Origin of the sequence: Micromonospora deserti (assembly GCF_003236335.1) — a bacterium.
Lineage (GTDB): Bacteria > Actinomycetota > Actinomycetes > Mycobacteriales > Micromonosporaceae > Micromonospora > Micromonospora deserti.
Window position 1 is genome coordinate 17,433 of record NZ_POUB01000025.1, and the last position, 26,996, is coordinate 44,428.

A 26,996-nucleotide genomic window follows, 5' to 3' on the forward strand; every position below is an offset into this window, starting at 1 on the left:
GCGGCCACCGCCGCCGGGCCGGGTGGCCCGGTAGGCTGATCGCGCCATGACGACTCCCGAACCCCCCGAGAACGGCCGAGCGCGGCAGAACTGGGTCGAGCGCCGCCGCGAGAAGATCCGTGCCGAGATCGAGCGGAACCGGCGCGGGGAGTACACGGTGCCCACCTGGGTGCTGGCGCTCGCGCTGGTGCTGATCGTCGGCGCCTGGCTGACCCTGATCTTCATGGCCTGACCACGCCGGCCACGTCTCGCTGGCGGGTCCCCGTGCCTGACCTGTCCGAGCCGGTGCCGCCCATCGCCCGGTGCGCCGACGCCACGGGTGTCCGGTCCGGCGAGGCGTGGGAGCTGTGTGCACGGGTAGCCGGGCGCCGTGACCGACTGGCGGAACCTGTTCGTCCCGGACACCCCGCTGCTGGAGACGGCCATCCGGGGCAGCGTCATGTACCTGGCGCTGTTCGTGCTGTTGCGGGTCATCATGAGGCGGGAGAGCGGCACCACGGGCGTCACCGACCTGCTGGTCATCGTGCTGCTCGCCGACGCCGCCCAGAACGGAATGGCCGACGACTACCGCTCGGTCACCGACGGGGTGCTGCTGGTCGCCGTGATCATCGGCTGGTCGTACCTGCTCGATTTCGTGGCCTTCCGGTGGCCGGTCGCGGCCCAGCTGATCCGGCCCGACCCCCTGGTGCTGGTCCGCGACGGGCGGATCCTGTGGCGCAACATGCGCCGGGAACTGATCAGTGAAGCGGAGCTGCGCGGGCAGCTGCGCGAGCAGGGCGTCGACGACCTGGCCGACGTGCGGGAGGTCCGGATGGAGTCCGACGGGCAGCTCAGCGTCATCACCCGCGGCGGCCAGGAGGAGCCCCGGCGCCGGCCAGGGCAGCGCGGCTTCCCCTGAGTCAGCCGGCGATCCGGGCGGCGTGCCGGCCGGCCGCCGCGGCGGTCAGGAAGTAGGCGTGGTCGGCGTCCAGCCCCCGGCCCATCGTCGACAGCGGCACCGGGCTGGCCCGCAGCGCGGCGTCCAGCCCGTCGACCGGGACCCGGACGACGGTGTGCCGCGCCGCCAGCGGCGCCAGCGCCGCGTCCACCGCGGCGGCCAGCGCCGGGTCGAGGCCGTCGGGCACCACCAGGTCGGCCGGGGCGAGCGCCACCCGGCCGTACGCGGTGAGGCTGTGGTGGGACACCCCCCGGTGCCGCGGCCGGGGGTCGGCGTCGGAGATCCGCAGCGACCCGACCGGGCGACCGCCCAGCGTGGCGATGGCGTTGACCGCCTCCCCGACGGCGACCCCGGAGAAGCCCCACCGGGTGCCGGTGCCCAGGTTGCCCGGGCCCTGGGCGACCACGGCCACGTCGGCGCGCAGCACGTGCCGGGCGGCCAGCAGGCCGCTGTGCACGGTGCTCGCCTCCAGGTCCCCGCCGAACGCCTGCCCGACCGAGACCGTGCCGGCCAGTTCGCCGCGCAGCCCGGCGAGGGTGCGGGAGAACCAGGCCGGCAGCGCCCCACCGTCGGTCAGCACGTACGCCACCCGGGCGTGCGGGGCGTCGGCGCGGATGCCGGCCAGGATCGCCGGCAGCGCGGAGTGCAGGTCGGCGGTGACCACCGGCAGGCCGTCCAGGTCGTCGGCCGCGGCGAGCACCTCCCGGTGCGGGGACGCCTCCTCGTCGACGCCGAGCAGGATCGGCTGCAACGGGGTGTAGCGGGCCTTGACCAGGTGGCCGGCGTCCCGGCTGTCCAGCGCCCGCGGCGGGTCCGGCGGTAACCGGTCGGGCAGCGCCACCACCAGGGCGTAGCCGCCGGTGCCCAGGCCCATCAGCAGTGCGCCGGCGTTGAGCAGCACCCGGTCGCCGGCACCGGGCCGGCCGACCAGCTCCGGGTAGGCCAGCGCGCGCATGGTGGTGCCGTCGGGCAGCGCGACGTCGAGCTCCACCGCCCCGGCCCACTCCCGCCGCACCGCCGTCACGGTCCCCGCCCGCCATCGCACCATGCCGGCACGCTAGCGCCGTCGCCCGGGCCGGCCGCGCCCGGGGACGCCCGGACCGCCCGGTGGCGACGCCCGGAGCGCCACGGGCCCGCGCCGGACGGTCGGGGGCGACCCGGACCGGCCGCTGGCGACCCGGGCCCGGCGTGCCGCGTGGGTGCGCGGCTGCGGCGCCCGGGCTGCTAGCGTTCCAGTGTGTCGCGGAGCCGCACCGAACGCCTGGTCAACCTGGTGATCTGCCTGCTGTCGACGCGACGGTTCCTGACCGCCGCGCAGATCGCCGCGACCGTGCCCGGCTACGAGCACGATCCGGCCGACGCGCGTGACCACGAGGCGTTCCAGCGCAAGTTCGAACGGGACAAGGCTGAGCTGCGCGAGTTGGGCGTACCCCTGGAGACCGGCATGGCGAGCGTCTTCGACGCGGAGCCCGGCTACCGGATCGCCCCGCGCGAGTACGCGCTCCCGGACATTCCCCTCGAACCGGACGAGGCCGCCGCGGTCGGCATCGCCGCGCGGCTGTGGCAGCACGCCGGGCTGGCGGCCGCCGCCTCCTCCGGCCTGGCCAAGCTGCGCGCCGCCGGCGTCGACGTGGACCCGCAGGCCACCCTCGGGCTGGAGCCGATGGTCACCGTCGACCCGGCGTTCGCACCGCTCACCGCCGCGGCGCGGGACCGGCGCGAGGTGAGCTTCCACTACCGGGTGCCCGACCGGGACGAGCCCGGCCGCCGGCGGCTGCAGCCGTGGGGCGTGGTCTGCTGGCGGGGCCGCTGGTACGTGGTCGGGCACGACCTGGACCGGGACGCGACCCGGTGCTTCCGGCTGTCCCGCGTGGTCGGCGCGGTCCGGGTCACCGGCGCGCCCGGCGGCTACCAGCCGCCGGCCGGTGTCGACCTGATCAGCCACGTGGCGCGCTGGTCGGGGCCGGTGGAGCGGACGGGCCGGGCCACCGTGCTGGTCGCCCCCGGCCGGGCCGCCGGGCTGCGCCGGTGGGCGGTCGACGTCACCGCCGGGCCCGACGGCGACCGGCTCGTGCTGCCCTACGCCGAGCCGGAGTCCCTCGCCGGTCAGCTCGTCGGCTACGGCCCCGACGTGCGCGTGCTCGACCCACCAGAGGTGCGGGAGGCGGTCATCCAGCGGCTCAAGGAGATCGCCGCCCGGCACGACGAGGTGGCCGTCGCCGGAGGTGCCCGATGACCCGGCCGCCCGCCCGCGGCGGATCCCGCGCGTCGGCGGACCGACTCGCCCGGCTGCTCAACCTGGTGCCCTACCTGCTGGCCCGGCCCGGCATCGAGATCGCCGAGGCGGCCGGTGACCTGGGGGTCACCGAGAAGCAGCTGCGCGAGGACCTGGAACTGCTCTGGGTGTGCGGGCTGCCCGGCTACGGCCCCGGCGACCTGATCGACATGGCCTTCGACGGCGACCGGGTGACCATCACCTACGACGCCGGCATCGACCGGCCGCTGCGGCTGACCCCGGACGAGGCGCTCGCGCTGGTGGTGGCGCTGCGGATGCTCGCCGAGACGCCGGGGGTGGCCAACCGGGAGGCGGTGGAGCGGGCCCTCGCCAAGATCGAGAACGCGGCCGGCGACATGGTCGGGGCGCCGGTGGCCGTCCGGCTGCCGGCGGACACCCGGCGGGTGGCGGAGCTGCGCGCCGCCGTCGAGCGCGGCCGGGCGCTGCGGATCACCTACTACACCGCCGCCCGCGACGAGACCACCGACCGGGTCGTCGACCCGCTGCGGATGCTGATGGTCGGCGGCCGGGCCTACGTGGAGGCGTGGTGCCGCCGGGCGGAGGCGGTGCGGCTGTTCCGGGCCGACCGGATCGACGCGGTCACCGAGCTCGACGAGCCGGCCGTGGTGCCGCCCCAGGCACGCCCGCACGATCTCACCGACGGCGTGTTCCGGCCCTCGCCGGACCTGCCGCTGATCACCGTGCGGATCGGCCGGGGCGAGCGGTGGATCACCGAGTACTACCCCTGCGAGCGGGTCGAGGCCGGTGACGGCGACCAGTGGCTGGTCTCGCTGCGGGTCACCGACCTCGGCTGGGCCCGCCGATTCGTGCTCGGGCTCGGCCCGGACGTCACCGTGGTTGCCCCGGCCGAGCTGGCCGAGCAGGTCCGCGCCGCGGCGGTCGCCGCGCTCGACGCGTACGCCACGCCGGCGCTGCCCGCCGCGCCCCGGCGCCCCGAGCCCGGCCCGGTCGACCGGCCGGGCGCCGCGGCGGACGCGCCGCCCGCCGATCCGGCAGTGACCGCGGGCACCCAGTAGGCTGGCCGCCGTGGTGACCTGGATCGTGCTCGCGGTGGTGCTGTTCGCGCTCGTCGTGCTCGCCCTGGCCGTCCGGCCGCTGGTGGCGCGGCTGCCCCGGCTGCGGCGCGCGGCGGTGGCCCTGCGGCGGCGCGCCGCCGAGGCGGAGGCGCTGCGCGAAACCGCGGAGACGCTCCAGCAGCGGGCCGAAGGGCTCCAGCGTCAGCTCGACACCACCCAGCAGCGGCTGGCACTGATCAGGGCCAAGCGCGGCGGTTGATCCACCCGGCGTCGCGGCGCTGCGGTTCCGGCCCGGTTGCGCGCCGGAACGATCCGCCCGCCGGACGGTTGACGGGACACTCGGGGTTGGTCAAGACTTCACCGGCCGGGACGAACCACCAGCGCCCGGCGGGTGGCAACGGCCCACGGCGCACGTACGATGGGCTGCGGTACACCCCTTGCAGACACACAAGCGACTGGAGCTTCCCATGGGTGCCCTCAAGCCGTGGCACATCGCCGTACTCGTGGTCGTGCTGATCCTGCTCTTCGGCGCGAAGCGGCTCCCCGACGCGGCCCGTTCGCTGGGCCGCTCGCTGCGGATCATCAAGGCCGAGACGAAGAGCCTGCAGGACGACGACCGCGACCTCGCCGAGAAGGCCGACGCGCAGGCCGGCTACCAGCCGCTGCCGCCGAACTCCGCGCAGCAGGCCCCCTACCAGGCCCCGCCGCAGCAGCCGGTCGCCGACCCGGTGCACCGCGTCCGCGACAACTGACGGAAGAGCCCGAGCACCGTGGCCTTCGCTCTCCGCAAGCGCGGCCCGAGCAATTTCGAGCGGGCCGCCGACGGCTCGATGACCCTGATCGAGCACGTCCGCGAGCTGCGCAACCGGCTGTTCAAGGCGTCACTGGCGGTCGTGGTCGGCTTCGGCCTCGGGATCTGGCTCGCCGGGCCGGTACTGCACCTGCTGCAGCAGCCATACTGTGACCTGCCCAAGGCGCGCCTGGCCAACGGGTCCTGCGCCTTCGTCCAGCTCGGTCCGGCCGACCTGTTCCTGCTGCAGCTGAAGGTCGGCCTCTGGGTGGGGCTGATCGTGGCCGCGCCGGTCTGGCTCTACCAGCTCTGGGCGTTCATCGCTCCCGGTCTGCACCGGCACGAGCGGCGGTACGCGTACATCTTCACGGCCCTGGCCGCGCCGCTGTTCGCCGGCGGCGCGGTGCTGGCCTACTTCGTCACCTCGAAGGGCCTGGAGTTCCTGCTGAACGTCTCCGGCGGGGGCGACATCACCACCACCCTGGACATCACCCGCTACATCAGCTTCATCACCAACCTGATCCTGCTGTTCGGGGTGGCGTTCGAGTTCCCGCTGCTGGTTCTGATGCTCAACTTCGTCGGCATCGCCAGTGCGAAGCGGCTGTTGAGCTGGTGGCGGGTGGCGGTCTTCGTCTTCTTCGCCTTCTCCGCGGTGGTAACCCCCACCCCGGACCCGTTCGGCATGACCGCGCTGGCGATCTGCCTGTGCGCGCTCTACTTCGCCGCGGTCGGCGTCGCGTTCGTCAACGACAAGCGCAGGGGTCGGGGCAAGGAGATCTACGCCGGCATCGCCGACGACGAGGTGTCGCCGCTGGAGTTCGACCGCGAGCCGGTGGAGGCGGGGCAGTCGGTCGACGCGGTCGCGCCGATCAGCGCACCCGAGCCGGTCGTCGCGCCGGCTCCGATCGACCGCCGCTACGACGACATGACCTGACCGTCCGGCCCGGCGACCCACGCGCGGAACGCCGCCCCCGTCGCGGGGGCGGCGTTCCGTCTGTGGCACCGGGGTGTGGAACCGGCGATCCCGCTGCCGTGTCGCAGCCAGAGTGGGGGTACGGCGTCGCCGTACCCCCACCGGATTCCTCGTGCTCGGCCAGGATGCTGAGCATCTCGGTGTCCCATTCGCCCTGCAGCCACAGGCCGTCGTGGTACGCGGCGTAGAGCCGGGCCCCGGCCGGCACGGCGGCCGGCCGGACCACCGACAGGGCCGGGTTCGGCCGCCAGGTGGTGATGTCGTCCAGCACGGCCACGACGCTGGCGTCCGGGTTGAGCGCGGCCAGCCGCTGCGGCGACGTCCCCACGCCCGTGGGCACCTCGACGTGGACGCGCCCGCCGGTGACCCGGCCGGTTAGCGGGAGAGCACCCGGTCGACCTCGATGACGAAGGTCGCGTACGTGCCGCTGCGCCGTGCCGTGCGGGCCGGTGAAGCCGATCCCGTCGGTGACCTCCACGAATCGCTTCGACAGCTTCGAACTCCGCGCCGCCCTGCCGGTGTGCTTAAACGCCCCGTCACGCCGGGATGAACGTGGGTCGACCGCCGGATGAGCATCCGGCAACCCCAGCTCACAGCCCGGGAACGCGGTCGGCCCGCGGCCGGGAGTGATCCATAGTGGAGGTGTGGAGACCGACCGGAACGGGGGCCGGCGTTACCATCTGCTCGGCCCGGTGGGGGTCCACGTCGGCGGCGTGCCGCTGCCGGTGGGCGGCCCCAAACCGCGGACGATCCTGGCGGCGCTGCTGTTGGAGGCCAACCGGGTGGTGTCCGAGGAACGGCTGATCGCCGTGGGCTGGGGCGAGGCGTGGCCAACCACCGTCCGCGGTCAGCTGCAGGCGTACGTCTCCGGCCTGCGCAAGCTGCTCGGGCCCGCGGTGGTCGCGCGTCGCCCGCCCGGCTATCTCCTCCAGGTCGCGCCCGGCGAGCTCGACCTGCACGACTTCGACGAGGCGGTGGCCCGGGCGCGGGACGGCACCACCGGGCGTCCCGGCGAGCGGGCCGCGCTGCTCCGCCGGGCACTGGACCTGTGGCCTGGGCCGACACTCGGAGGCACCACCGAGGCGCTGCTGGACGCGCAGGGCCCCGCCCTGCGGGAGCGCCGGTTCGGGGTGCTCGAGGAGCTGTACGACGCCGAGCTGGACGCCGGCCGGCACGCCGAGGTGATCGGGCCGCTGCGCCAGGCGGTGCGGGACAACCCGTTTCGAGAGCGGCTGCACGCCCAGCTCATGCTCGCCCTGCACCGGTGCGGGCGGACCGCCGAGGCACTGGAGGTGTACGCCGCCGCCCGGGCCCGGCTCGCCACGGAACTCGGCGTGGAACCCGGTCGGCTGCTGCGCCGGGCCCACCAGTCGGTGCTGCGCGAGGAACCGCCGTCACCGGCCGTCGAGACGGCGCCGACCGTGCCGCGCCAGCTGCCCGCCCCGCTGCCCGCGTTCATCGGCCGCGCTGCCGAGCTGTCCGCGCTGGACGCGGCGGCGTGCCCGGACTCGGGAGTGCGGGTTGTCGCGGTCACCGGCTCCGCCGGAGTGGGCAAGACCGCGCTGACGGTGCGCTGGGCGCACACGGCGCGGGCCCGCTTCCCGGACGGGCAGCTCCACGTCGACCTGCGGGGCTTCGACCCCGGCGGCCCCGCGGTGACACCGGCCGAGGCGGTCCGGGGCCTGCTGGACGCGCTGCGGGTGCCCGCCGGGCAGCTGCCGACCGGCTTCGACGCCCAGGTCGGCCTCTACCGCAGCCTGCTGGCCGACCGGCGGATGCTGGTGGTGCTGGACAACGCCCGCGACGCCGAGCAGGCCCGCCCGCTGCTGCCCGGCACCTGCTCCTGCTTCACGGTGGTCACCAGCCGGGCCGATCTGAGCAGCCTGGTCGCGGCGGAGGCCGCCACGCCGCTGCCGCTGGGTCTGTTCTCCGTCGACGAGGCCCGCCAGATGCTGAGCCGCCGGGTCGGCGCCGGACGGGTGCGGCGGGAGCCGCGGGCGGCCGAGGAGATCATCGAGGCGTCGGCCCGGCTACCGCTCGCGCTGGCCGTCATCGCGGCCCGGGCCGCCACCCGGCCGGCGTTCCCGCTCGCCGCCCTCGCCGCCGAACTGCGGGAGTGCGACCGGCTGGACCGGTTCGACGGTGGCGCGCCGAGCAGCGACGTCCGGACCGTGTTCGCGGTGTCCTACCGGACGCTGGGCGCCACCGCGGCCCGGGTGTTCCGGCTGCTCGGGCTGCACCCCGGCCCCACCGTCTCGGTGGCCGCCACGGCCAGCCTGGCCGGCGTCGACCCCGACGGGGCCCGGCGGGCGCTGGTCGCGCTCGCCCGCGCGCACCTGGTCGACGAGCCCCGGCCGGGCCGGTACGGCATGCACGACCTGCTGCGCGGGTACGCCGCCGAGCTTGTCCACGCGCACGACGACGCGGCGGTCCGGCGGGCGGCGGCGCACCGCCTGCTGGACCACTACCTGCACACCGCACTGGCGGCGGACCGGCTGCTCAACCCACGGCGGGACGTGGTCACCCCGGCCCCGCCGCGGGCCGGCGCCCGGCCCGAGCCGGTCGGCGACCCGCGGCAGGCGATGGCGTGGTTCGAGGCGGAGCACCCGACACTGGTCGCGCTCGTCCACCAGGCCCCGGCCGGCTTCGAGGCCCACCGGTGGCAGCTCGCCTGGGCGCTGGTCACCTTCTTCGACCGGCAGGGGCACTGGGACGACTACGTGGCGGTGCACCGCGCGGCGCTGGACGCCGTGGGGCGGGACGGCGTGCCGCTCGCCCGCGCGCACACCCATCGCAACCTGGGCCGCGCCTATGCCCGCCTGCGCCGGCTGCCCGACGCGGACACCGAGTTGCGGCGGGCGCTCGCCCTGTACGAGCAGACCGGCGACGAGCAGGGCGCCGCGCAGGTGCACGGCAACCTGTCCTGGGTACTGGAGCGGCGCGGCCGCCACCGCGCGGCGCTGCACCACGCCCGGCAGGCGATGCGAGCCTACGAACGGCTCGGGGACCGAGTCATGACCGCCAACGCCCGCAACACCGTCGGCTGGCAGTACGCGCTGCTCGGTGACCTCGACCGGGCGCTCGGGCACTGCCGGGCGGCGCTCACCCTGCTGCAGGGCGCGGGTGACCGGTTCGGCGAGGCGGTCACCTGGGACAGTCTCGGCTACATCCACCAGCGCCGCGGCCGGCCGGCGGAGGCGGTCGCCTGCTACCGCCGGGCGCTGGACCTGTTCCGGGAGGCCGGTGACCTCAGCAACGAGGGGCAGACGCTGGGCAAGCTCGCCGCCGCGCACGACGCGGTCGGTGATCCGGGCGCGGCGCGCCAGGCGCGGCAGGAGGCGCTGCGGATCCTCGAGGGTCTCGGGCACCCGGACGCGGCGCGCCTGCGCGGCGAACTCGGCTGACTCCGCGCGGGTCGCGCCCCGGGCGGGCGGTGCCAGCGCGGGCGGTACGGTGCTCGCCGTGACCGCAGCCGATCACCCCTCCGTCGCGCCGCCTGCCGACGGTCCCGTCGCCGTGCTGGCCAACCCGGCCGCCGGTCGGGGACGGCACCGGGAGCTGCTGCCGCAGCTGCTGGAGCGGCTCGCGGCCGCCGGCCGGCCGGTGGAGCTGCTCCGGGCGTGCACCGCCGAGCAGGCCGAACAGGTGTGCCACGCCGCGGTCGCCGGCGGCGCGGCCGCCCTGGTCGCGGTCGGCGGTGACGGCACCGTGCACCGGGCCCTGCAGGCGGTCGCCGGGACGGCGGTCCGGTTCGGCCCGGTGCCGGCCGGCACCGGCAACGACTTCGCGGCCGACACCGGCTTCCCGGCCGACCCGCTGGCCGCCGCCGAGGTGATCGCCGCGGCGTTGCGGGAGGGCCGCAGCCGGCCGGTGGACCTGGCCCGGATCACCGGGGCCGACGGCGTCCGGCGGTGGTACGGCGCGGTGCTCGCCGCCGGGTTCGACGCGATCGTCAACGAGCGCGCCAACCGGATGCGCTGGCCGCGCGGGTCGCGCCGCTACGACCTGGCGATTCTGGTGGAGCTGGCCCGGCTGCGGCCGCGCCGCTACACGCTGCGCCTGGACGGCGAGCCCGTGGAGACCGACGCCGTGCTGGTGGCCGTCGGCAACGGCGCCTGCTATGGCGGGGGGATGCGGATCTGCCCCGATGCGGACCCGACCGACGGGCTGCTCGACGTGGTGGTCGGCGGGCGGTTCGACCGGCGCACCCTGATCCGGGTCAAGCCGCGCATCTACCGGGGCACCCACGTGGCGCACCCGCTGGTGCACAGCTACCGGGCCCGCATCGTCGAGCTGGCCGCCGAGGGCATCACCACGTACGCCGATGGGGAGCGGGCCCTGCGGCTGCCGGTGACGGTCACCGCCGTGCCCCGGGCGGTGCACCTGCTCCGCTGACCCGGGTTGCCGCAGGGCCGTCCCGCCGTCAGGGCTGCATCCCCGCGTCCGCCAGGTCGAGCACCGCTCCCAGGCCGTTGCCCCGGCCCGGGTCGGCGGCCGGCAGCACCAGCACGGCGCACCCGGCCGCGACCGCGCCGGCGTCGGCCGGAGTGTCGCCGACCATCAGCGCCCGCTCCGGGTCGACCCCCAGCATGCCGCAGGCGCGCAGGAAGATGCCCGGATCCGGCTTGCACCGCCCCACCTCGTACGACAGGACGAAGGCGTCGACCAGCTCGGCCAGCCCCCACGCCTGGAACATCGGCCGGATGTCGAAGCCGATGTTGCTGACCACGGCCACCCGTACCCCCGCCTCGCGCAGCGCGGCCAGCGTCGGCGCGGTGTCGGGGTAGGGCACCCAGCCCTCGGGGACCAGCACCCGGTCGTAGAGCGCCTCGGCGAAGCCCTCGATGCCGGCGTCGACCGTCTCGGCGAGCCCGACGTACGCGCCCCGGTGGGCGTGCGGGTAGAGGTCCCGGTCGGCCCAGAGCTCGGCCAGCCGGGGTGGCACCCGGGCCGGCAGCGGGCCGCCCGCCCGGCCCGCGGTGAGCAGCCGGTCGGCCAGCGCGGTGGCCCGCATCCGCTCCAGGGTGACCCCGCAGGCCGCGGCGGCCGACGACACCCATTCGTGGGCGTCCTCGACCTGGGCCAGGGTGCCGTGGAAGTCGAACAGGACCCCCTCCACGGGCCGGCGAAAGGCCCGCCGGCCGGCGGCGTCGGCGGCGCCCGGGGCGGGGGTCTGGGACGTTTCGGCATGCTCCGGCACGCCGTGCACCCTACCGACCGTCCCCGACGGCGCGACCGGACGGCCTTGTCCGGTGTCGCGCGCCGGCACGCATTAATCTTGGTGCCATGTCGAGCCCCGCCGAGCGGTACGCCGCGGCGCGCCGCCGGACCGCGCAGGCCACCCAGTTCCCGGCGCTGGACGAGTTCGCCCTCGACCTGGGCTTCGACCTGGACGACTTCCAACGGGAGGCGTGCCAGGCGTTGGAGCGGGGCAGTGGCGTGCTGGTCTGCGCTCCGACCGGTGCCGGCAAAACCGTGGTCGGCGAGTTCGCCGTACACCTGGCGTTGCGCGGCACGCCCGGGCAGCCGGCGGCGGCCGACGGCGCGGCGCCCGGGCGGCGCAAATGCTTCTACACCACGCCGATCAAGGCGCTGTCGAACCAGAAGTACCACGACCTGGTCGACCGCTACGGCGCCGAGCAGGTCGGGCTGCTCACCGGCGACAACGCGATCAACGGCGACGCCCCGGTGGTGGTGATGACCACCGAGGTGCTGCGCAACATGCTCTACGCCGGCTCGGCCACCCTTGAGGGCCTGGCGTACGTGGTGATGGACGAGGTGCACTACCTCGCCGACCGGTTCCGCGGCGGGGTCTGGGAAGAGGTGATCATCCACCTGCCCGCCTCGGTCACCCTGGTCTCGCTGTCGGCGACCGTCTCCAACGCCGAGGAGTTCGCCGACTGGCTGGTCACCGTGCGCGGCGAGACCGCGGTGGTGGTCAGCGAGCACCGCCCGGTGCCGCTGTGGCAGCACATGCTGGTGGGCAGGCGGATGTTCGACCTGTTCCACGACGCCGACGCGGCCCGCAAGCACGACGTGCACCCGGAGCTGCTGCGCTACACCCGCGACACGATGCGCCGCCTCGAACTCGGGGAGGGGCGCAGCGCCGGCCCGGGCGGCGGGCGGCGCGGGCCGCGCTGGCGTGGGCCGATGCGCCCGGACATCGTGGACCGTCTCGACCGCGAGGGTCTGCTGCCGGCGATCCTGTTCATCTTCAGCCGGGCCGGCTGCGACGCCGCCGTGCAGCAGTGCCTCGCCGCCGGGCTGCGGCTCACCTCCCCGGAGGAGCGAGCGGAGATCCGCCGGGTGGTCGAGTCCCGGGTCACCGCCATCCCCGGCGAGGACCTGTCCGTGCTGGGATACTGGGAGTGGCTCGACGGGCTGGAGCGCGGCCTGGCCGCCCACCACGCGGGCATGCTGCCGGCGTTCAAGGAGGTCGTGGAGGAGCTGTTCGTCCGCGGCCTGGTCAAGGCGGTCTTCGCCACCGAGACCCTCGCCCTGGGCATCAACATGCCGGCCCGCTGCGTGGTGCTCGAACGGCTGGTCAAGTACAACGGTGAGGCGCACGTCGACCTGACCCCGGGCGAGTACACCCAGCTCACCGGCCGGGCCGGCCGCCGGGGTATCGACGTGGAGGGGCACGCCGTGGTGGTGTGGTCCCCGGAGACCGACCCCCGGCATGTGGCCGGCCTCGCCTCCACCCGCACCTACCCGCTGCGGTCCAGCTTCCGGCCCTCGTACAACATGGCCGTGAACCTGGTCGGCACGGTGGGCGCGGAGCCGGCCCGGGCGCTGCTGGAGTCCTCGTTCGCCCAGTTCCAGGCCGACCGGTCGGTGGTCGGCCTGGCGCGGCAGGTGCAGCGCAACACCGAGACCATCGAGGCGTACGGCGCCGAGGCGGTCTGCCACCACGGCGACTTCGACGAGTACTTCGCGCTGCGGGTGGCGGTCGCCGACCGGGAGCGGGCCCTCGCCCGGCAGGGGCAGAGCCAACGCAAGGCCGCGGCGGTGGCCTCGCTGGAGCGGCTGCGGGTCGGCGACGTGATCCGGGTGCCGTCGGGGCGCCGGGCGGGACTGGCGGTCGTGCTGGACCCGGCGACCGGCGGCTTCGGTGAGCCCCGACCGCTGGTGCTCACCCAGGATCGCTGGGCCGGCCGGGTCAGCCCCGGTGACTTCACCACCCCTGCCGAGGTGCTCGCCCGGATCCGGGTGCCGAAGCACTTCAACCATCGCTCGCCGGCCGCCCGGCGGGACCTGGCCGCGGAGGTCAGCGGCACCGGGCTGAACCGGCACGCCGGTCGCCGGGGTGGCCGGTCCCGGCAGGCCGCCGGTGAGGACCACCGGCTCAGCCAGCTCCGCGGCGAGCTGCGCCGGCATCCCTGCCACGCCTGCCCGGAGCGGGAGGAGCACGCCCGCTGGGCGGAGCGGCGCCGCCGCCTGGAACGGGACACCGAGGAGCTGCGGCAGCGGGTGGCCGGCCGGACCGGCTCGCTGGCGCGTACCTTCGACCGGATCGTCGCGCTGCTCACCGCGCGCGGCTACCTCGCCCCGGACGGCGCGGTGACCGACGCCGGACGGATGCTCGGCCGGATCTGGACCGAGGCGGACCTGCTGGTCGCCGAGTGCCTGCGCCGCGGCGTCTGGGACGGGCTGTCCCCGGCCGAGCTGGCCGCCGCCGTCTCCGTGGTGGTCTTCGAGGCCCGCCGCGACGTCGACGAGCGGGCGTCGCTGCCGCGCGGCGCCGTCGCCGAGGCGGTCGACGAGACCCTCAAGCTGTGGAGCGAGATCGAGGCGGACGAGGCCGCCCGCGGCCTGGCGGTCACCCGCGAGCCGGATCTCGGCTTCGCCTGGCCGATCTACCGCTGGGCGCGGGGCGAGGCGCTGGCGAAGGTCCTCGCGAGCGGACACGAGATCGACGGGGAGATGCCGGCTGGTGACTTCGTCCGGTGGGCCCGTCAGGTGGTCGACCTGCTCGGTCAACTCGCCGACTCCGGCGGCGCCTCGACCGAGCTGCGCGCCACCGCCCGGCAGGCGATCGCCGCGGTGAACCGCGGCGTCCTGGCCTATCACGCCGCCGCCTGAGGACGGGTGGCGAGGGCGTCGAGGAGGCGGCGGGCCGGGCCGGCCAGGTTCCAGCGTTCGGCCAGCTCCAGCAGCCGTTCCGGATCAGCCGGTGCGGTCGGCAGTTCGGTGCGCAGCGGCGGCAGCGGCACGTCCAGCGCCACCCGGACCACCTTCGGGGCGACCGCCAGGTAGTCCCGCGCGGCGGTGAGCTTGGTCCGCAGCCCGGGCGCGAAGCCGGCGGCCGGGTCGTCCAGGGCGGCCAGGATGGCGGCGATGTCGCCGTACCGTTCGACCAGCCGGGCGGCGGTCTTCTCGCCGACGCCCGGCACGCCGGGCAGGCCGTCGCTGGGGTCGCCGCGCAGGGCCGCGAAGTCGGCGTACCGGTCGGCCGGCACGCCGTAGCGGGCGCGCACCGCGGTGCCGTCGCAGTTCTCCAGCTTGGCCACGCCGCGCCCGACATAGAGCAGCCGGACGCCACGCGCGTCGTCGACCAGCTGGAACAGGTCCCGGTCGCCGGAGACCACCTCCACCGGCGCGGGCTGGGTGACCGAGAGCGTGCCGAGCACGTCGTCGGCCTCGTAGCCGGCCGCGCCGAGGGTGGTGATGCCGAGCGCGTCGAGCACGTCCAGGATCACCGGTACCTGGGGGGTGAGGGTGTCGGGCACCACCTCGCCGCCCGCGGGGGCCAGCCGGTGCGCCTTGTACGACGGCAGCAGCGCGACCCGCCAGTCGGGCCGCCAGTCGTGGTCCATGGCGCAGACCATCCGGTCTGGCCGGCGGGTGCGGATCAGGGTCGCCAGCATGTCGAGGAACCCGCGCACCGCGTTGACCGGGCTGCCGTCGGCGGCCCGGGCGGCGGACTCGGGGATGCCGAAGAAAGCCCGGAAGTAGAGGCTGGGCGCGTCGATGAGCATGATCGGGGGTTGCTGTGCCACGTCCGACAGCGTGGCACAACCCACCGACGTTCGGCGTCCGGCGCGGCGGGTGGCGGCGCGGTCAGGACGCGCCGTCGTCGCGGTGGCGCCGCTTCCGCCGGGCCAGGTACCGGATGCGCTGGCCCCGGGCGGCCGCTCAGCGGTCGGCGGCCACCCGGGAGCGGTCGTAGCCGGCGGCGGCCCGGTCGTGGTCGGTGAGGTCACGCAGGTGCCGGACGGGCGACAGCAGCAGCACCGCCGGTGCGCAGACCGCCGCGCCGGCGAAGGCCAGCAGCGTGGTGCGGGCGCCGACGGCGCCGGCCAGGGCGCCGGCGGTGAGGCCGCCGATCGGGATCGCGCCCCAGGAGACGAACCGGACGGTGGCCATCACCCGGGAGAGCAGGTCGGGCGGGCTGGCGATTTGCCGGTAGGTCCGGGTGGTCACGCTGAGCACCACCACGCCGCCGGCGAAGACGACGTTGCCGACCGCGAAGGCCGCGTACGCCGGCCAGCCGCTGCCCCAGGGGACGAGGAACGCCCCGCCCACGGAGACCGCGCCGGCGGCGATCAGCGCGCGGGCGGTGCCGAGGCGGGCCGTGATCCGGGGGGTCAGCGCCGCCCCGACCAGCGAGCCGACGCCCTCGACGGCGAGCAGCGCGCCGACCAGGCCGGGCGGCGCGTCCAGCTCCCGGACCAGGTAGAGCGGGTAGAGCGCGAACTGGGCCCCGCAGACGAAGTTCACCGCCGTCGCGGCCCACATGCCGGGCCCCATCACCGGGTGGTACGCCACGAACCGCCAGCCCTCCCGGATCAGCTTGCCGAGCGGCGGCCACCGGTCGGGTGCGGCGGCGCGCCGGGCGGGCAGGGAGCGGAGCAGGGCCGCCGAGACGAGGTAGCTGGCCGCGTCGACGAGCAGGGTCGGCACCGCGCCGAGCGCCTGCACGGCGAGCCCGCCGAGGGATGGCCCACTGAGCTGGGTGGCGGCGTGGGTGGCCGAGGTGAGGCTGTTGCGGGACTGCAGCTGCTCCCGGTCGACGATGCTCGGCAGGAAGGTGGCGTTCGCCACGTCGGAGAGCACGGTGGCGAAGCTGATCACCAGTGCGGTGACGATCAGGTGGGCGACGGTCAGCCGGCCCGACCACCAGGCGAGCGGGATCGACGCGACGGCCACCGCGCGGGCCAGGTCGGCGCCCACCTGGGCGCCGCGCAGCGGCAACCGCTGCACGATGACACCGGCCGGCAGCCCGATCACGAGCCAGGCGACGTAGCTGGCTGCCGCGACCAGCCCCATCTCGAACGGGCTGGCGTCGAGCACGGTCAGGGCGGTGAGTGGCAGGGCCACCGCGCCGACCGCCGACCCGACCGAGCTGGCCGTGCCGGCGGTCCACCAGCGCCAGAACACCCCGGCCCGCTGTCCGACGCCCATGGTCGTCCGCCCCCGTTCCCGCAAGCCAGTAAGTTCCAATCTGGAACGGACTATAGTCGGGGCGACGAAACTGGTGGGGGTGGGGGAGTTGCGGCGGGCCGACCTCGCGGACGCGGACTGCGGCATCGCCCAGGCGCTGGGCGTGCTGGGTGACTGGTGGACCTTCCTCATCGTGCGCGACGTCGCTGGCGGCACGACCCGCTTCGACGCCCTCCAGCGGGAGCTCGGGGTCAGCCGGCGCGCGCTGGCCGAACGGCTTGCCGGGCTGGTGGAGCATGGCGTGCTGGAGCGCCGGCCCTACTCGCGGCACCCGCTCCGCTTCGACTACCTGCTCACCGCCAAGGGTGAGGGCCTGCTGCCGGTGCTCATCGCCCTGCAGGACTGGGGCACCCGCCACGTCATGGGCGACGGGGAACTCACCGCGACGGCCGCCGCCACCTCCCCTGAGGCGCGCCGGGTGCACGACCTGGTCGGGCGGCGGCTGCCGGAGGTGGTGCTGCCCCGGCACGACGGCCAGCCGGTGGCGGTGGCCGGCGGGCGGAGCTGGCGGGTGCTCTACCTTTTCCCCGGGGCGTTCGCCCCGGCGGCGCGAGGGCTCCCGCCGGGCTGGGCGAACATCCCTGGCGCGGGCGGCTGCACCCTGGAGTCGACCACCTACGCGGCCCGGCACGCGGACTTCGGGGCCGCCGGTGCCGAGGTCCGGGGGGTCAGCACCCAGCGCCCGGACCAGCTGGCCGATTTCGTGGCGTACGCCGGGCTGCCCTTCCCGCTCCTGTCCGACCAGGATGGCCGGCTGGCGGCCGGGCTGCTGCTGCCCACCTTCCGCGCCGGGGGCGTCGAGCGGTTCAAGCGGCTCACGCTCCTGGTCGACCCGGGCGCGGTGGTCCGCGCGGTCCAGTTTCCGGTCACCGACCCGGCCGGCTCGGTGGACGAGATGCTCGACCTGGTCCGCCGCCGGTCCGCGGCCTGAGCCCGTCCGCCGCCGCGGGCCGTGACGCCGGACCGGGGGCGTGGGCCGGGGGAGCAGGGGCCCGAGGAAGCCAAATCTGAAGACTGTTTACCGTGAGAGCTGACGACGTTTATCGATGAACGGGAGTGCGCTCTCCGGCGCCGGGTCGGCTAGGTCGTCGCCCAAACGACCGTTAAGCTGACGGGGTGGGAACCGACGATCTGTACCCGCCGCAGCGGCTGGTCGCCGCGCAGCGCGCCACCGCCGCCGCCGGCCTCGACGCGCTGCTGCTCACCCCCGGATCGGACCTGCGTTACCTGACCGGTTACGACGCGCACGTCGGCGAGCGGCTGACCTGCCTGGTGCTGCCCGCCGAGGGGGAGCCGACGCTGGTCGTGCCCACCCTGGAACGCCCGGCCGCCGAGGCGTCTCCGGCGCCGGCCACCGGTGTGCGGATCGTGGACCACGCCGACGGCACCGACCCGTACCCCCTGGTCGTCGCGGCCCTCGGTGGGCCGGTGGCAGCGGTCGGGCTGGCCGACCGGATGTGGGCCGAACAGGTCCTCGCCCTGCGCGCGGCGCTGCCCGGCGTCGCGCAGCGGCTCGCCTCCGAGGTGCTGCGCGAGCTGCGGATCCGCAAGTCCCCGGCCGAGGTGGCGGCCCTCGCCGAGGCGGGCGCGGCGATCGACGCGGTGCACGCCCGGATGGGCCGGTGGCTGCGCCCCGGACGCACCGAGGCCGAGGTGGGCGCCGACATCGCCGCGGCCATCCGGGCGGCCGGTCACGTGACCGTCGACTTCGTCATCGTCGCCGCCGGCCCGAACGGCGCCAGCCCGCACCACGGCACCTCCGACCGCCCAATCGGGGCCGGTGAGCCGGTGGTGGTGGACATCGGCGGCACCATGCCCTCGGGCTACCGCTCCGACTGCACCCGTACCTACGTCGCCGGCGGGCGCGCCCCGGCCGAGTTCACCGACTACTACATGGTGCTGCACGCCGCCCAGGCCGCGGCGGTGGCGGCGGTGCGTCCCGGGGTGACCGCCGAGGCGGTGGACGTCGCCGCGCGGGCGCCGATCGCCTCCGCCGGCTACGGCGACGCGTTCCTGCACCGCACCGGCCACGGCATCGGCCTGGACGGCCACGAGGAGCCGTACGTGGTGGCGGGCAACGCCCGGCCGCTGGAGCCGGGCATGGCGTTCTCCGTCGAACCCGGCATCTACCTGGCGGGCCGGCACGGCGCCCGCATCGAGGACATCGTCGTCTGCACGACGGACGGCGGGCAACGGCTCAACACCACCCCCACGGAGCTCATCGCGCTATGACTGTCGACCGGATCCTCCCCACCGACGAGGCCCACGACCTGCTCGACCTCGCCACCGAACTCGCCGACCGGGAACTGGCCCCGAAGGCCGCCGGGTTCGAGGAGCGCGCCGAGTTCCCCCGGGAGGTGCTGCGCACCCTGGGCCGGGCCGGCCTGCTCGGCCTGCCGTACCCCGAGGAGTACGGTGGCGCGGCCCAGCCGTACGAGGTCTACCTGCAGGTGCTGGAGATCCTGGCCAGCCGCTGGCTGGCGGTCGCCGAGGCGGTCAGTGTGCACACCCTGTCCTGCTACCCGCTCGCCCAGTTCGGCACGGACGAGCAGCGCAAGCTGCTGCCCGACATGATCGGCGGGGAGCTGCTCGGCGCGTACTGCCTCTCGGAGCCGCAGGGCGGCTCGGACGCGGCGGCGCTGACCACGAAGGCCGTGCGCGAGGGCGACTCCTACGTGGTGACCGGCACCAAGGCGTGGATCACCCACGCCCGGGTGGCCGACTTCTACAACATCTTCTGCCGCACCGGCGGACCCGGCCCGAAGGGCATCTCCTGCCTGCTCGCCGACCGTGGCACGCCGGGCATCCACCCGCAGGCCGCGGAGCGGACGATGGGCCTGCACGCCTCGCCGGTGGCGCAGATCGCGTTCGACGGGGCGCGGGTGCCGGCCGAGCGGCTGATCGGCGGGGCGGGGGGCGGCTTCGGCATCGCGATGTCCGCGCTGGACTCCGGCCGCCTCGGCATCGCCGCCTGCGCGGTCGGGCTGGCCCAGGCGGCGCTCGACTACGCGGTCGGCTACGCCCGGGAGCGGCAGCAGTTCGGCCGGCCGATCATCGACTTCCAGGGTCTCGGCTTCACCCTCGCCGACCTGGCCACGCAGATCTCCGCGGCGCGGGCGCTGACCCTGGCGGCGGCCCGGCTGCGCGACGCCGGCCGGCCGTACTCGATCGAGGCGGCCAAGGCGAAGCTGTTCGCCACCGACGTGGCGATGCGGGTGACCATCGACGCGGTGCAGGTGCTCGGCGGCGCCGGTTACGTGGCCGACCATCCCGTGGAGCGGTACATGCGCGAGGCGAAGGTGCTGCAGATCGTCGAGGGCACCAACCAGATCCAGCGGCTGGTCATCTCCCGGTCCCTGGCCAAGGGCTGACCGACACGGAACGCGACGACGACGGGCCCGTGGGTGACGCCCGGCGGGCCCGTCGTCGCACTGTGGCGTTTTTCCCGGTAGGTTGCACGCCGTGGAGGAGATCGACCGCGCCATCGTCGCCGCGCTGACGGCTGACGGCCGGCTGTCGTACACGGATCTGGCGGAGAGGGTGGGCCTGTCGGTGTCCGCCGTGCACCAGCGGGTGCGCCGGCTGGAGCAGCGCGGGGTGATCAAGGGGTACGCCGCGCGGGTCTCCTTCGAGGCCCTCGACCTGCCGCTGACCGCGTTCGTGGCGATCCGGCCGTTCGACCCGTCACAGCCGGACGACGCCCCGGAGCGGCTGGCCCACCTGCCGGAGATCGACTCGTGCTACTCGGTCGCTGGTGAGGATTTCTACCTGCTGCTGGTGCGGGTGGCCAGCCCGACCCACCTTGAGCGCGTGCTGCAGGAGATCCGCACCGCGGCGAACGTCACGACCCGGACGACGGTGGTGCTCTCCACGCCGTACGAGAACCGGCCGCCGAAGATCAGTGCCGATCCGAACCCGCGGGTACGGGCCCGGGCGGCGGGTGAGCCGGCTGGTTCCAGCGCAGGATGACCTGCCGGCCGTGTTCGTGACCGAGCACGCTGACGGTGGCGGTGTCCAGCCGTAGCCGCCCGCCGGCCGACGGGGGCAGGCCGATCCACCGGGCGCCGAGCACGCGGAGGCTGTGCGCGTGGCCGACCAGGGCGACCGTGCCGCGGTCGAGCAGGGGAGCGACGCGGGTGAGCACGCGGTCGAGCCGGTCGCCGACCTGGCCGGGTGACTCGCCGCCGGGGCAGCCGTCGGTCCAGATGTTCCAGTGCGGGTGGTCGCCGTGGATGTCGGCGGTGGTGCGCCCCTCGTACCGGCCGTAGTGCCACTCGGCGAGGTCATCGTCGACTGCGCTGATGGTGAGGCCGGCGAGCTGCGCGGTGCGCACCGCCCGGGTGCGGGGACTGGTGAGTACCGCGACGAACCGCCGCCCGGCCAGCGTCGCGCCGAGCGCGCGGGCCTGTCGTTCGCCGTCGGGCGTCAGCTCCAGGTCGGTGTACGAGGTGTGCCGGCGGCTGGCACTCCAGGTGGTCTCGCCGTGCCGGATCAGCAGCAGCTCTCCCATGGCCCCAGTCAACCATCCGGTGCGGGAGCACCGCGAGCGTCCTGTCCTATCCTCCTAGGATGCCATACGGGTGGTGCTCGCCGGCACCGCGTTTGCCGCCACCCACGACGGGCAAGCGACCGGGACGACGCCACCGAGCGGAGGAGGCGAGATGAGCTTCACCGACAAGGCCCGGAAGAAGGTCGAGGAGCTGGCCGGTACCGCGAAGGAGCGGATCGGCGACATGGCCGACAACGAGCGGATGCGCGCGGAGGGGGCGGCGCAGCAGCGCGACGCCCGGGCCAAGCGGGCCGGCGAGCAGACCGAGAATGTGCAGGCACCCTTCACGCGGTGAACCGGCGAGTCGCGGCGGCCCCCGGCATACCTACCGGGGGCCGCCGCACGTGCGGACCGCCGGGGTGGGCGGCTAGGGTCGCCGGCGTGAGCGTCGCCCGATCCCTGCTGTTGTTCGCCCTGGCCGCTCTGGCCGAGATCGGCGGGGCGTGGCTGGTCTGGCAGGGGTGGCGGGAGCACCGTGGCCTGTGGTGGGTCACGGCCGGGGTGATCGCCCTGGGCTGCTACGGCTTCGTGGCCACCCTCCAGCCGGATCCGCACTTCGGGCGGATCCTGGCCGCGTACGGCGGGGTGTTCGTGGCGGGGTCGCTGGGGTGGGCGGTGCTGGTCGACGGGTTCCGGCCGGACCGCTGGGACCTGACCGGCGCCGCCATCTGCCTGGTCGGGGTCGGCGTGATCATGTACGCGCCGCGCGGCTGACCGGTCGCGTCGGGCCGGCGGGGCGGCGGCCGTCGAGGATCAGCATCGCGGTCACCGGGGCGATCACGACGACCAGGTGCAGGGTGGCGTTGACGTAGGCGCCGACCGGGATCGTGGCCAGGACCAGGGCCGCGGTGACCAGGCGGCTGCCCGAACGGCCGTGGCGGACGACGCGGCGGACGTCGGCGATCCCGACCAGGAAAAGGGCGACTCCGCCGGAGAGGGCGAGCGCGGCCGGCCAACCGGTCGGGGCGTCGGGATGGGCGACGGTGGCGTGCAAGCTGGTGGCGGTGGCGATGATGCCGAGCAGCAGGACGAAGTGGGCGAGGATGTAGACGCGGGCGGACAGCCGGCTGCGGGGGCCGAGTTCGGCGCGGTCGAGGGCCGCCTCGGCGGCGCCGGCCTCGGTGAAATAGGTCCACCAGAGGGCGGCGGGGAGGGCGAGGGCCAGCACGATGGCGCCCACCGTGCTGGGGGTGAGGTGGTCCAGGGGCGCGCCCATGCCGATGGTGACCACGGTCTCGCCGAGGGCGACGATGACGAGCAGACCGTGCCGTTCGACGAAGTGGCCGGGGACGATCCGGAAGCTGGCGGCGACGCCGAGCCAGGAGTGGCCGGGGAGCAGGTAGGGCAGCACGGTCTGGGCGAAGACGGCGGCGGCCCAGAGGGCGTACACGGCGGGTCCGGAGAGCAGGCCGGCGGCGAGGACGAGCAGGGCGGCGCCGAGATTGTAGGGGGCCAGCCGGCGGACGCCGGCACGGGCGGTGCTCTGGCTGAACAGGGTGAGGTGGACGGTGACCACGACGAGGTAGCCGATGCCGAAGAGCAGGCCGCTGCCGGTGAAGGCGTCGGGAATGGCGATGGCGGTGAGCAGGAAGCCGGCCATCGCGGCGAAGAGGAGGAGTTTGTGGGCGGGGCGGCGGGGTGGCACGTGATTGGTGAGCCACGCGTATCCGCTGTAGAGGTACCAGAGCAGGCCGAGGATCAGGATGATGCTGCCGAGGCCGCTCCAGTCGAGGTGGTCCTCGAGCAGGTGGGCGAGTTGGGTGATGGTGAGGACGAAGACGACGTCGAAGAAGATCTCGACGGGGGTGGCCCGGTCGGCGGGGGCGGTGTCGCGCCGCTGTCGGGTGCTCATGAGGGTGGAGGCTAACCGGGCCGGGTGCGGTGGTGGGCGCAAACGCGTCACCCCCGGCGTCGGTGTGACGGCGGGGGTGACGGGGTGCGGGTGGGTCAGCCGTCGGCGCGGTGGTCGGCCCACCACTTCTGCCCGGTCTCGGGCAGGGTGTCGATCGGGTCGTAGTAGGCGTAGCGCTTGTTGAGGGCCTCCAGGTCGGCGGATTCGATGGAGGTGCGGTAGTTCTTGGTCCAGTAGGAGATGCCGCGTTCGCGGTCGTACTCGGTGAGCATGTGTACCCAGCGTTTGCCGACGAAGGGGACGTCGCAGACGATCCGTGGGGTGGCGTAGCCGGGCAGGTAGCCCATGATGTCGTGCTGGAGCTGCTGGGCGTGCCACACGGGGACCCGCCAGTGTTCGGCGTTGGGGATCATGTCGCACATGTAGAAGTAGTACGGCAGGATGCCGGCTTCGCCCTGTAGGGCGAAACAGAGGTCGAGCAGGTCGGGGGCGGTGGCGTTGACGCCGCGCATGAGTACGCCCTGGTTGCGGACGTCGCGGACGCCGACGTCGAGGGCGGTCTGGGTGGCCTTGGCGACGAGCGGGGTGAGCGACTGGGCGTGGTTGACGTGGGTGTGGAGGGCGAGGTTGACCCCGCGGCGGGCGGCCGTGCGGGCGACGCGTTCGAGGCCCTCGACGACGTCGGGCTGGAGCCAGTGCTGGGGCAGGCCCATGAGGGCCTTGGTGGCGAGGCGGATGTCGCGGATCGTTTCGATCTCGAGCAGCCGCATCAGGTAGGACTCGAGGTTGCGCCAGGGCACGTTGGCCACGTCGCCGCCGGAGACGACGACGTCGCGGACGCCGGGGTGGCCCTTGAGGTACGCGATGTGGGCGTCGTAGCGGTCGACGGGTTTGAGGGTGAGTTTGAGCTTGTCGACGGTGGGGGTGGAGTTGCCGACCAGGTCCATCCGGGTGCAGTGGCCGCAGTACTGGGGGCAGGTGGAGAGCAGTTCGGCGAGGACTTTGGTGGGGTAGCGGTGGGTGAGGCCCTCGGCGACCCACATGTCGTGTTCGTGCAGTGAGTCGCGGGTGGCGTAGGGGTGTGACGGCCAGTCGGTGCGCCGGTCGGAGGCGACGGGGATCATGTAGCGCCGGATGGGGTCGGCGAGGAACGCCTCGGTGGTCATCGGCGCGAACGGGACCATGGTGTTGAGCATCTGCGGGGGGACGAGCATCGACATGGTCGCGAGCGCGGCTTGGTCGGTGGCGAGGTCGTCGTAGAAGGAGTCGTCGACGAGGTCGCCGAGGACGGTGCGCAGCTGCTTGATGTTCTTGACGCAGTTGACGCGCTGCCACTGGGCGTTCTCCCACTGGTCGCGGGTGACGTGGCGCCAGCCGGGGAAGCGGGTCCAGTCGGGTTCGACCAGGGGTGCGCGGCGGTATTCGTAGGGCTGCCCGGCGGTGGGGACCGTGGTCGGCGCGGGGTGGGGCGCAGGGATGGTCTGCACCGGTTGTGTCTGGGTCACGGCCCCTCCTCGGTGTGGTGCGGGTGGTCAGCGGCCCGAAGGCTACTGGAAAATATCCCGTGAAGAAATTAGTCTGCCGGAAGTTTTCCCGTTACGCGAGCCCTGGCCGGGGCTTCGGGCGGCTGGACAGGGGAGGTCGGCGTGACGTCACCGGTGGGTCTGCACCGCGTTGTGGAACCGGCGGGGGTGCTGCCGCAGGCGGCGTGGCGGCTGGACGCCCGCCCGGAGATCGCGCCGAACGAGGTGCGCATCCGGGTGGAGCGGTTGAACCTGGACGCGGCGAGTTTCCGGCAGTTGTGGGAGAAGCACGGCGGCGACGGGGACGCGGTGCGCGCCGAGGTGCTGGAGATCGTGGCGGCCCGGGGGAAGATGCAGAACCCGGTGACCGGGTCGGGGGGCATGCTGATCGGCACCGTGGAGGAGTCCGGGCGGCGCTCCCCGCTGGGGTTGAAGCCGGGGGAGCGGGTGGCGACGTTGGTGTCGTTGACGCTGACCCCGCTGACGATTCTCGACGGGCTGGCCCGGTGGGACGGGCGCAGCGAGCAGGTGCCGTGCGACGGGTACGCGATCCTGTTCGCCCGGTCGATCGCGGCGGTGCTCCCCGACGACCTGGATCCGCAGTTGTCCCTGGCGGTGCTGGACGTGTGCGGCGCGCCGGCGTTGACCGCGCGGGTGGTGTCGGGGTATGTGGCGGAGCGGCAGCGGGCGGGTGATCCGGCGCCGGTCCGGGTGGCGGTGATCGGCGGTGCCGGCAAGAGCGGGTCGCTGTCCCTGGCGGCGGCGCGGCGGGCGGGCGCGGCGCGTACGGTCGGGGTGGTGCCGGTGGCGGCGGAGCGGGACGCGCTGGAGGATGCCGGTCTGGCGTCGGCGGTCGCGTTGGCCGACGCCCGGGATCCGGTGGCGCTGTCCACGGCGGTGACCTCGGCGTTGGGCGCGCCGGCGGACGTGACGGTGGTGTGCGTGGACGTGCCGGGCTGCGAGCACGGGGCGGTGCTGGCGACCGCGGACGGCGGCACGGTGGTGTTCTTCTCGATGGCGACGAGTTTCGCGGCGGCGGCGTTGGGCGCGGAGGGCCTGGCGGCGGACGTGACGATGCTGGTGGGCAACGGGTACGTGCCGGGGCACGCGGAGTTGGCGTTGGGGTTGTTGCGTGCCGAGCCGGGGGTGCGCGCGTTGTTCGAGGCCAGGCTGGCGGCAGACTGAGTGCCATGACGAACCCCTCGACGTTGTACCGCGGCGCGGTGCTGCACTGTCCGGCCGACCCGTCGGCGACGGCCCTGCTGGTCGCCGACGGCAGGATCGCCTGGTTGGGGACGGACGCGGACGCGCCGCCGGCGGATCAGGTGGTGGACCTGGCCGGGGCGTTGGTGACGCCGGCGTTCGTGGACGCGCACGTGCACGCCACGGACACCGGTCTGGCGTTGTCGGGCCTGGATCTGTCCGGGGTGCGCTCGGCCGGTGAGCTGCTGGACGCGGTGGCGGGGTTCGCGGGGGGCCTGCCGGCGGACGCGGTGGTGCTGGGGCACGGCTGGGACGAGTCGAGCTGGCCGGTGCCGTCGCCGCCGGACGCGGCGGCGCTGGACCGGGCGGCCGGGGGCCGGGGGGTGTACCTGTCGCAGGCGTCGATCCATTCGGCGCTGGTGTCGGGGGCGTTGCTGGCGGCGTGCCCGCAGGTGGCCGCGGCGGCCGGCTTCGACGCGTCGGGGTGGTTGCGCCGCGACGCGCACCACGTGGTGCGGGCGGCGGCGTTCGCCTCGGTGACCCGGGCGCAGCGGGTGGCGGCGCAGCGGGTGGCCCTCGAACACGCGGCGGCGCTGGGGATCGCGGCGGTGCATGAGTGCGGCGGTCCGGAGATCTCCGACGAGGATGACTTCACCGGCCTGCTGGGCATCTCCGGTGCGGGGTTGCCGGAGGTGTACGGGTACTGGGGTGAGCTGGGCGGCGCGGCGCGGGCGCGGGAGTTGGGCGCGGTCGGTGCGGGGGGTGACCTGTTCGCCGACGGGGCGTTGGGAGCGCGCACCGCGCACGTGTCGCAGGCGTACCTCGACGGGGACGGCTGCGGGCACGGGTACCTGTCGGCGGAGCAGGTGCGTGACCATCTGCTGGACTGCGCGGCGCACGGTCTGCAGGGCGGGTTCCACGCGATCGGTGACGCGGCGATCTCGACGGTGCTGGACGGGTTCGCGGCGGCGGCGGAGAAGGTCGGCACGGATCGGCTGCGGGCGGCCCGGCACCGGGTGGAGCACGCGGAGATCATGAGCAAGCGGCTGATCGCCGGGTTCGTGGAGTACGGGATCGTGGCGAGCATGCAGCCGGCGTTCGACCGGTTGTGGGGTGGCGCGGGCCGGATGTACGAGTCGCGGCTGGGTCTTGCCCGGTCGTTGGAGTCGAACCCGATGGGGTCGATGCACGCGGTGGGCGTGGCGTTGGCGTTCGGGTCGGATTCGCCGGTGACGCCGCTGGACCCGTGGGGGTCGGTGCGGGCGGCGGCGGCGCACCACAACCCGGCGCAGCGGATGAGCGTGCGGGCGGCGTTCGCCGCGCACACCCGCGGCGGGTGGCGGGCGGTGCACCTGGACAACGAGGGTGTCCTCGCGTTGGGGGCGCCGGCGACGTTCGCGGTGTGGTCGACGCC

Annotated in this window: 25 protein-coding genes; 18 read left to right on the forward strand and 7 right to left on the reverse strand. The window is 74.8% G+C overall.

Features of this window, described 5'->3' with window-relative positions; translation table 11 throughout:
* Positions 1-46 precede the first annotated feature (46 nt).
* Complete coding sequence (locus tag C1I99_RS06420; RefSeq protein ID WP_111133278.1) at positions 47-232, forward strand: hypothetical protein; 186 nt, start codon at positions 47-49, stop codon at positions 230-232.
* Between the two features lie 138 nt (positions 233-370).
* A complete protein-coding gene (locus C1I99_RS06425; protein WP_111133279.1) occupies positions 371-898 on the forward strand; it encodes a DUF421 domain-containing protein in 528 nt (175 codons plus the stop codon).
* A gap of 1 nt (position 899) precedes the next feature.
* Here C1I99_RS06425 and C1I99_RS06430 read toward each other — a convergent pair whose 3' ends face one another.
* On the reverse strand, positions 900-1,985 hold the full coding sequence (locus C1I99_RS06430) for a DUF3866 family protein (protein ID WP_111133280.1): 1,086 nt from the start codon (positions 1,983-1,985) through the stop codon (positions 900-902).
* A gap of 189 nt (positions 1,986-2,174) precedes the next feature.
* Between C1I99_RS06430 and C1I99_RS06435 the strand changes: the two genes are divergently transcribed.
* From C1I99_RS06435 to C1I99_RS06465, 7 genes are all read left to right on the forward strand, one after another.
* On the forward strand, positions 2,175-3,173 hold the full coding sequence (locus C1I99_RS06435) for a helix-turn-helix transcriptional regulator (protein WP_111133281.1): 999 nt from the start codon (positions 2,175-2,177) through the stop codon (positions 3,171-3,173).
* Positions 3,170-4,249, forward strand: a complete 1,080-nt coding sequence (locus tag C1I99_RS06440; RefSeq protein ID WP_111133282.1) for a helix-turn-helix transcriptional regulator — start codon at positions 3,170-3,172, stop codon at positions 4,247-4,249. Before C1I99_RS06435 ends, C1I99_RS06440 begins: the two co-directional genes overlap by 4 nt.
* Before the next feature lie 10 nt (positions 4,250-4,259).
* On the forward strand, positions 4,260-4,508 hold the full coding sequence (locus C1I99_RS06445) for a hypothetical protein (RefSeq protein ID WP_111133283.1): 249 nt from the start codon (positions 4,260-4,262) through the stop codon (positions 4,506-4,508).
* A gap of 208 nt (positions 4,509-4,716) precedes the next feature.
* A complete protein-coding gene (gene tatA, locus C1I99_RS06450) occupies positions 4,717-5,001 on the forward strand; it encodes a Sec-independent protein translocase subunit TatA (protein WP_111133284.1) in 285 nt (94 codons plus the stop codon).
* A gap of 18 nt (positions 5,002-5,019) precedes the next feature.
* Entirely contained in the window at positions 5,020-5,973 is a 954-nt protein-coding gene (gene tatC / locus C1I99_RS06455; protein ID WP_111133285.1) for a twin-arginine translocase subunit TatC, read from the forward strand.
* 683 nt (positions 5,974-6,656) lie between these two features.
* On the forward strand, positions 6,657-9,416 hold the full coding sequence (locus tag C1I99_RS06460; RefSeq protein ID WP_111133286.1) for an AfsR/SARP family transcriptional regulator: 2,760 nt from the start codon (positions 6,657-6,659) through the stop codon (positions 9,414-9,416).
* Between the two features lie 49 nt (positions 9,417-9,465).
* Positions 9,466-10,407: a diacylglycerol kinase gene (locus tag C1I99_RS06465; protein WP_111133287.1), complete on the forward strand. Its 942-nt coding sequence runs from the start codon at positions 9,466-9,468 to the stop codon at positions 10,405-10,407.
* 28 nt (positions 10,408-10,435) lie between these two features.
* Here the strand turns inward: C1I99_RS06465 and C1I99_RS06470 are convergent, their stop codons facing one another.
* Positions 10,436-11,221 (reverse strand): HAD family hydrolase, encoded by a 786-nt coding sequence (locus C1I99_RS06470; protein WP_438941386.1) that lies wholly within the window; start codon positions 11,219-11,221, stop codon positions 10,436-10,438.
* Between the two features lie 77 nt (positions 11,222-11,298).
* On the opposite strand from C1I99_RS06470, the gene C1I99_RS06475 reads away from it, so the two are divergent.
* Positions 11,299-14,094, forward strand: coding sequence for a DEAD/DEAH box helicase (locus tag C1I99_RS06475; protein ID WP_111133288.1), 2,796 nt, complete (start codon positions 11,299-11,301; stop codon positions 14,092-14,094).
* Here C1I99_RS06475 and C1I99_RS06480 read toward each other — a convergent pair.
* Both C1I99_RS06480 and C1I99_RS06485 read right to left on the reverse strand, forming a co-directional pair.
* Positions 14,079-14,990: a 5'-3' exonuclease gene (locus tag C1I99_RS06480; RefSeq protein WP_111133289.1), complete on the reverse strand. Its 912-nt coding sequence runs from the start codon at positions 14,988-14,990 to the stop codon at positions 14,079-14,081. The genes C1I99_RS06475 and C1I99_RS06480 overlap by 16 nt on opposite strands.
* 157 nt (positions 14,991-15,147) lie before the next feature.
* Positions 15,148-16,416, reverse strand: a complete 1,269-nt coding sequence (locus tag C1I99_RS06485) for an MFS transporter (RefSeq protein ID WP_111133290.1) — start codon at positions 16,414-16,416, stop codon at positions 15,148-15,150.
* Positions 16,417-16,504: 88 nt separating this feature from the next.
* Here C1I99_RS06485 and C1I99_RS06490 point away from each other — a divergent pair, with 88 nt between their 5' ends.
* The 4 genes from C1I99_RS06490 (at position 16,505) to C1I99_RS06505 (ending at position 20,424) form a co-directional block, all read left to right on the forward strand.
* Positions 16,505-17,386 (forward strand): winged helix-turn-helix transcriptional regulator, encoded by an 882-nt coding sequence (locus C1I99_RS06490; protein ID WP_111133303.1) that lies wholly within the window; start codon positions 16,505-16,507, stop codon positions 17,384-17,386.
* Positions 17,387-17,571: 185 nt separating this feature from the next.
* Positions 17,572-18,687: a M24 family metallopeptidase gene (locus C1I99_RS06495; protein WP_111133291.1), complete on the forward strand. Its 1,116-nt coding sequence runs from the start codon at positions 17,572-17,574 to the stop codon at positions 18,685-18,687.
* Positions 18,684-19,826 (forward strand): acyl-CoA dehydrogenase family protein, encoded by a 1,143-nt coding sequence (locus tag C1I99_RS06500; RefSeq protein WP_111133292.1) that lies wholly within the window; start codon positions 18,684-18,686, stop codon positions 19,824-19,826. Before C1I99_RS06495 ends, C1I99_RS06500 begins: the two co-directional genes overlap by 4 nt.
* A gap of 91 nt (positions 19,827-19,917) precedes the next feature.
* Positions 19,918-20,424: an Lrp/AsnC family transcriptional regulator gene (locus C1I99_RS06505; RefSeq protein ID WP_111133293.1), complete on the forward strand. Its 507-nt coding sequence runs from the start codon at positions 19,918-19,920 to the stop codon at positions 20,422-20,424.
* Here the strand turns inward: C1I99_RS06505 and C1I99_RS06510 are convergent.
* Positions 20,354-20,965 (reverse strand): histidine phosphatase family protein, encoded by a 612-nt coding sequence (locus C1I99_RS06510; protein WP_111133294.1) that lies wholly within the window; start codon positions 20,963-20,965, stop codon positions 20,354-20,356. The two genes, C1I99_RS06505 and C1I99_RS06510, sit on opposite strands and share 71 nt — an antisense overlap.
* Before the next feature lie 151 nt (positions 20,966-21,116).
* On the opposite strand from C1I99_RS06510, the gene C1I99_RS06515 reads away from it, so the two are divergent.
* Positions 21,117-21,299: a CsbD family protein gene (locus C1I99_RS06515; RefSeq protein WP_111133295.1), complete on the forward strand. Its 183-nt coding sequence runs from the start codon at positions 21,117-21,119 to the stop codon at positions 21,297-21,299.
* Positions 21,300-21,385: 86 nt separating this feature from the next.
* Positions 21,386-21,718 (forward strand): YnfA family protein, encoded by a 333-nt coding sequence (locus tag C1I99_RS06520; RefSeq protein ID WP_111133296.1) that lies wholly within the window; start codon positions 21,386-21,388, stop codon positions 21,716-21,718.
* Here C1I99_RS06520 and C1I99_RS06525 read toward each other — a convergent pair.
* Both C1I99_RS06525 and C1I99_RS06530 read right to left on the reverse strand, forming a co-directional pair.
* A complete protein-coding gene (locus tag C1I99_RS06525; RefSeq protein ID WP_111133297.1) occupies positions 21,696-22,856 on the reverse strand; it encodes a low temperature requirement protein A in 1,161 nt (386 codons plus the stop codon). The genes C1I99_RS06520 and C1I99_RS06525 overlap by 23 nt on opposite strands.
* Before the next feature lie 95 nt (positions 22,857-22,951).
* The gene (locus C1I99_RS06530) at positions 22,952-24,361 is read right to left on the reverse strand and encodes a KamA family radical SAM protein (protein WP_111133298.1); all 1,410 of its coding nucleotides are present in this window, start codon (positions 24,359-24,361) and stop codon (positions 22,952-22,954) included.
* Positions 24,362-24,502: 141 nt separating this feature from the next.
* On the opposite strand from C1I99_RS06530, the gene kdd reads away from it, so the two are divergent.
* The gene (kdd, locus tag C1I99_RS06535; RefSeq protein ID WP_111133299.1) at positions 24,503-25,564 is read left to right on the forward strand and encodes an L-erythro-3,5-diaminohexanoate dehydrogenase; all 1,062 of its coding nucleotides are present in this window, start codon (positions 24,503-24,505) and stop codon (positions 25,562-25,564) included.
* Between the two features lie 5 nt (positions 25,565-25,569).
* On the forward strand, positions 25,570-26,996 hold a 1,427-nt coding region (locus tag C1I99_RS06540), incomplete at its 3' end, for an amidohydrolase (RefSeq protein WP_111133300.1).

Coding starts and splice junctions, on each gene's coding strand:
- C1I99_RS06475 (WP_111133288.1), top strand. CDS start 11,299: ATGTCGAGCCCCGCCGAGCGGTACGCCGCGGCGCGCCGCCGGACCGCG.
- C1I99_RS06420 (WP_111133278.1), top strand. CDS start 47: ATGACGACTCCCGAACCCCCCGAGAACGGCCGAGCGCGGCAGAACTGG.
- C1I99_RS06480 (WP_111133289.1), bottom strand. CDS start 14,990: ATGCTCATCGACGCGCCCAGCCTCTACTTCCGGGCTTTCTTCGGCATC.
- C1I99_RS06510 (WP_111133294.1), bottom strand. CDS start 20,965: ATGGGAGAGCTGCTGCTGATCCGGCACGGCGAGACCACCTGGAGTGCC.
- C1I99_RS06525 (WP_111133297.1), bottom strand. CDS start 22,856: ATGAGCACCCGACAGCGGCGCGACACCGCCCCCGCCGACCGGGCCACC.
- C1I99_RS06500 (WP_111133292.1), top strand. CDS start 18,684: ATGACTGTCGACCGGATCCTCCCCACCGACGAGGCCCACGACCTGCTC.
- C1I99_RS06485 (WP_111133290.1), bottom strand. CDS start 16,416: ATGGGCGTCGGACAGCGGGCCGGGGTGTTCTGGCGCTGGTGGACCGCC.
- C1I99_RS06515 (WP_111133295.1), top strand. CDS start 21,117: ATGAGCTTCACCGACAAGGCCCGGAAGAAGGTCGAGGAGCTGGCCGGT.
- C1I99_RS06430 (WP_111133280.1), bottom strand. CDS start 1,985: ATGGTGCGATGGCGGGCGGGGACCGTGACGGCGGTGCGGCGGGAGTGG.
- C1I99_RS06440 (WP_111133282.1), top strand. CDS start 3,170: ATGACCCGGCCGCCCGCCCGCGGCGGATCCCGCGCGTCGGCGGACCGA.
- tatA (WP_111133284.1), top strand. CDS start 4,717: ATGGGTGCCCTCAAGCCGTGGCACATCGCCGTACTCGTGGTCGTGCTG.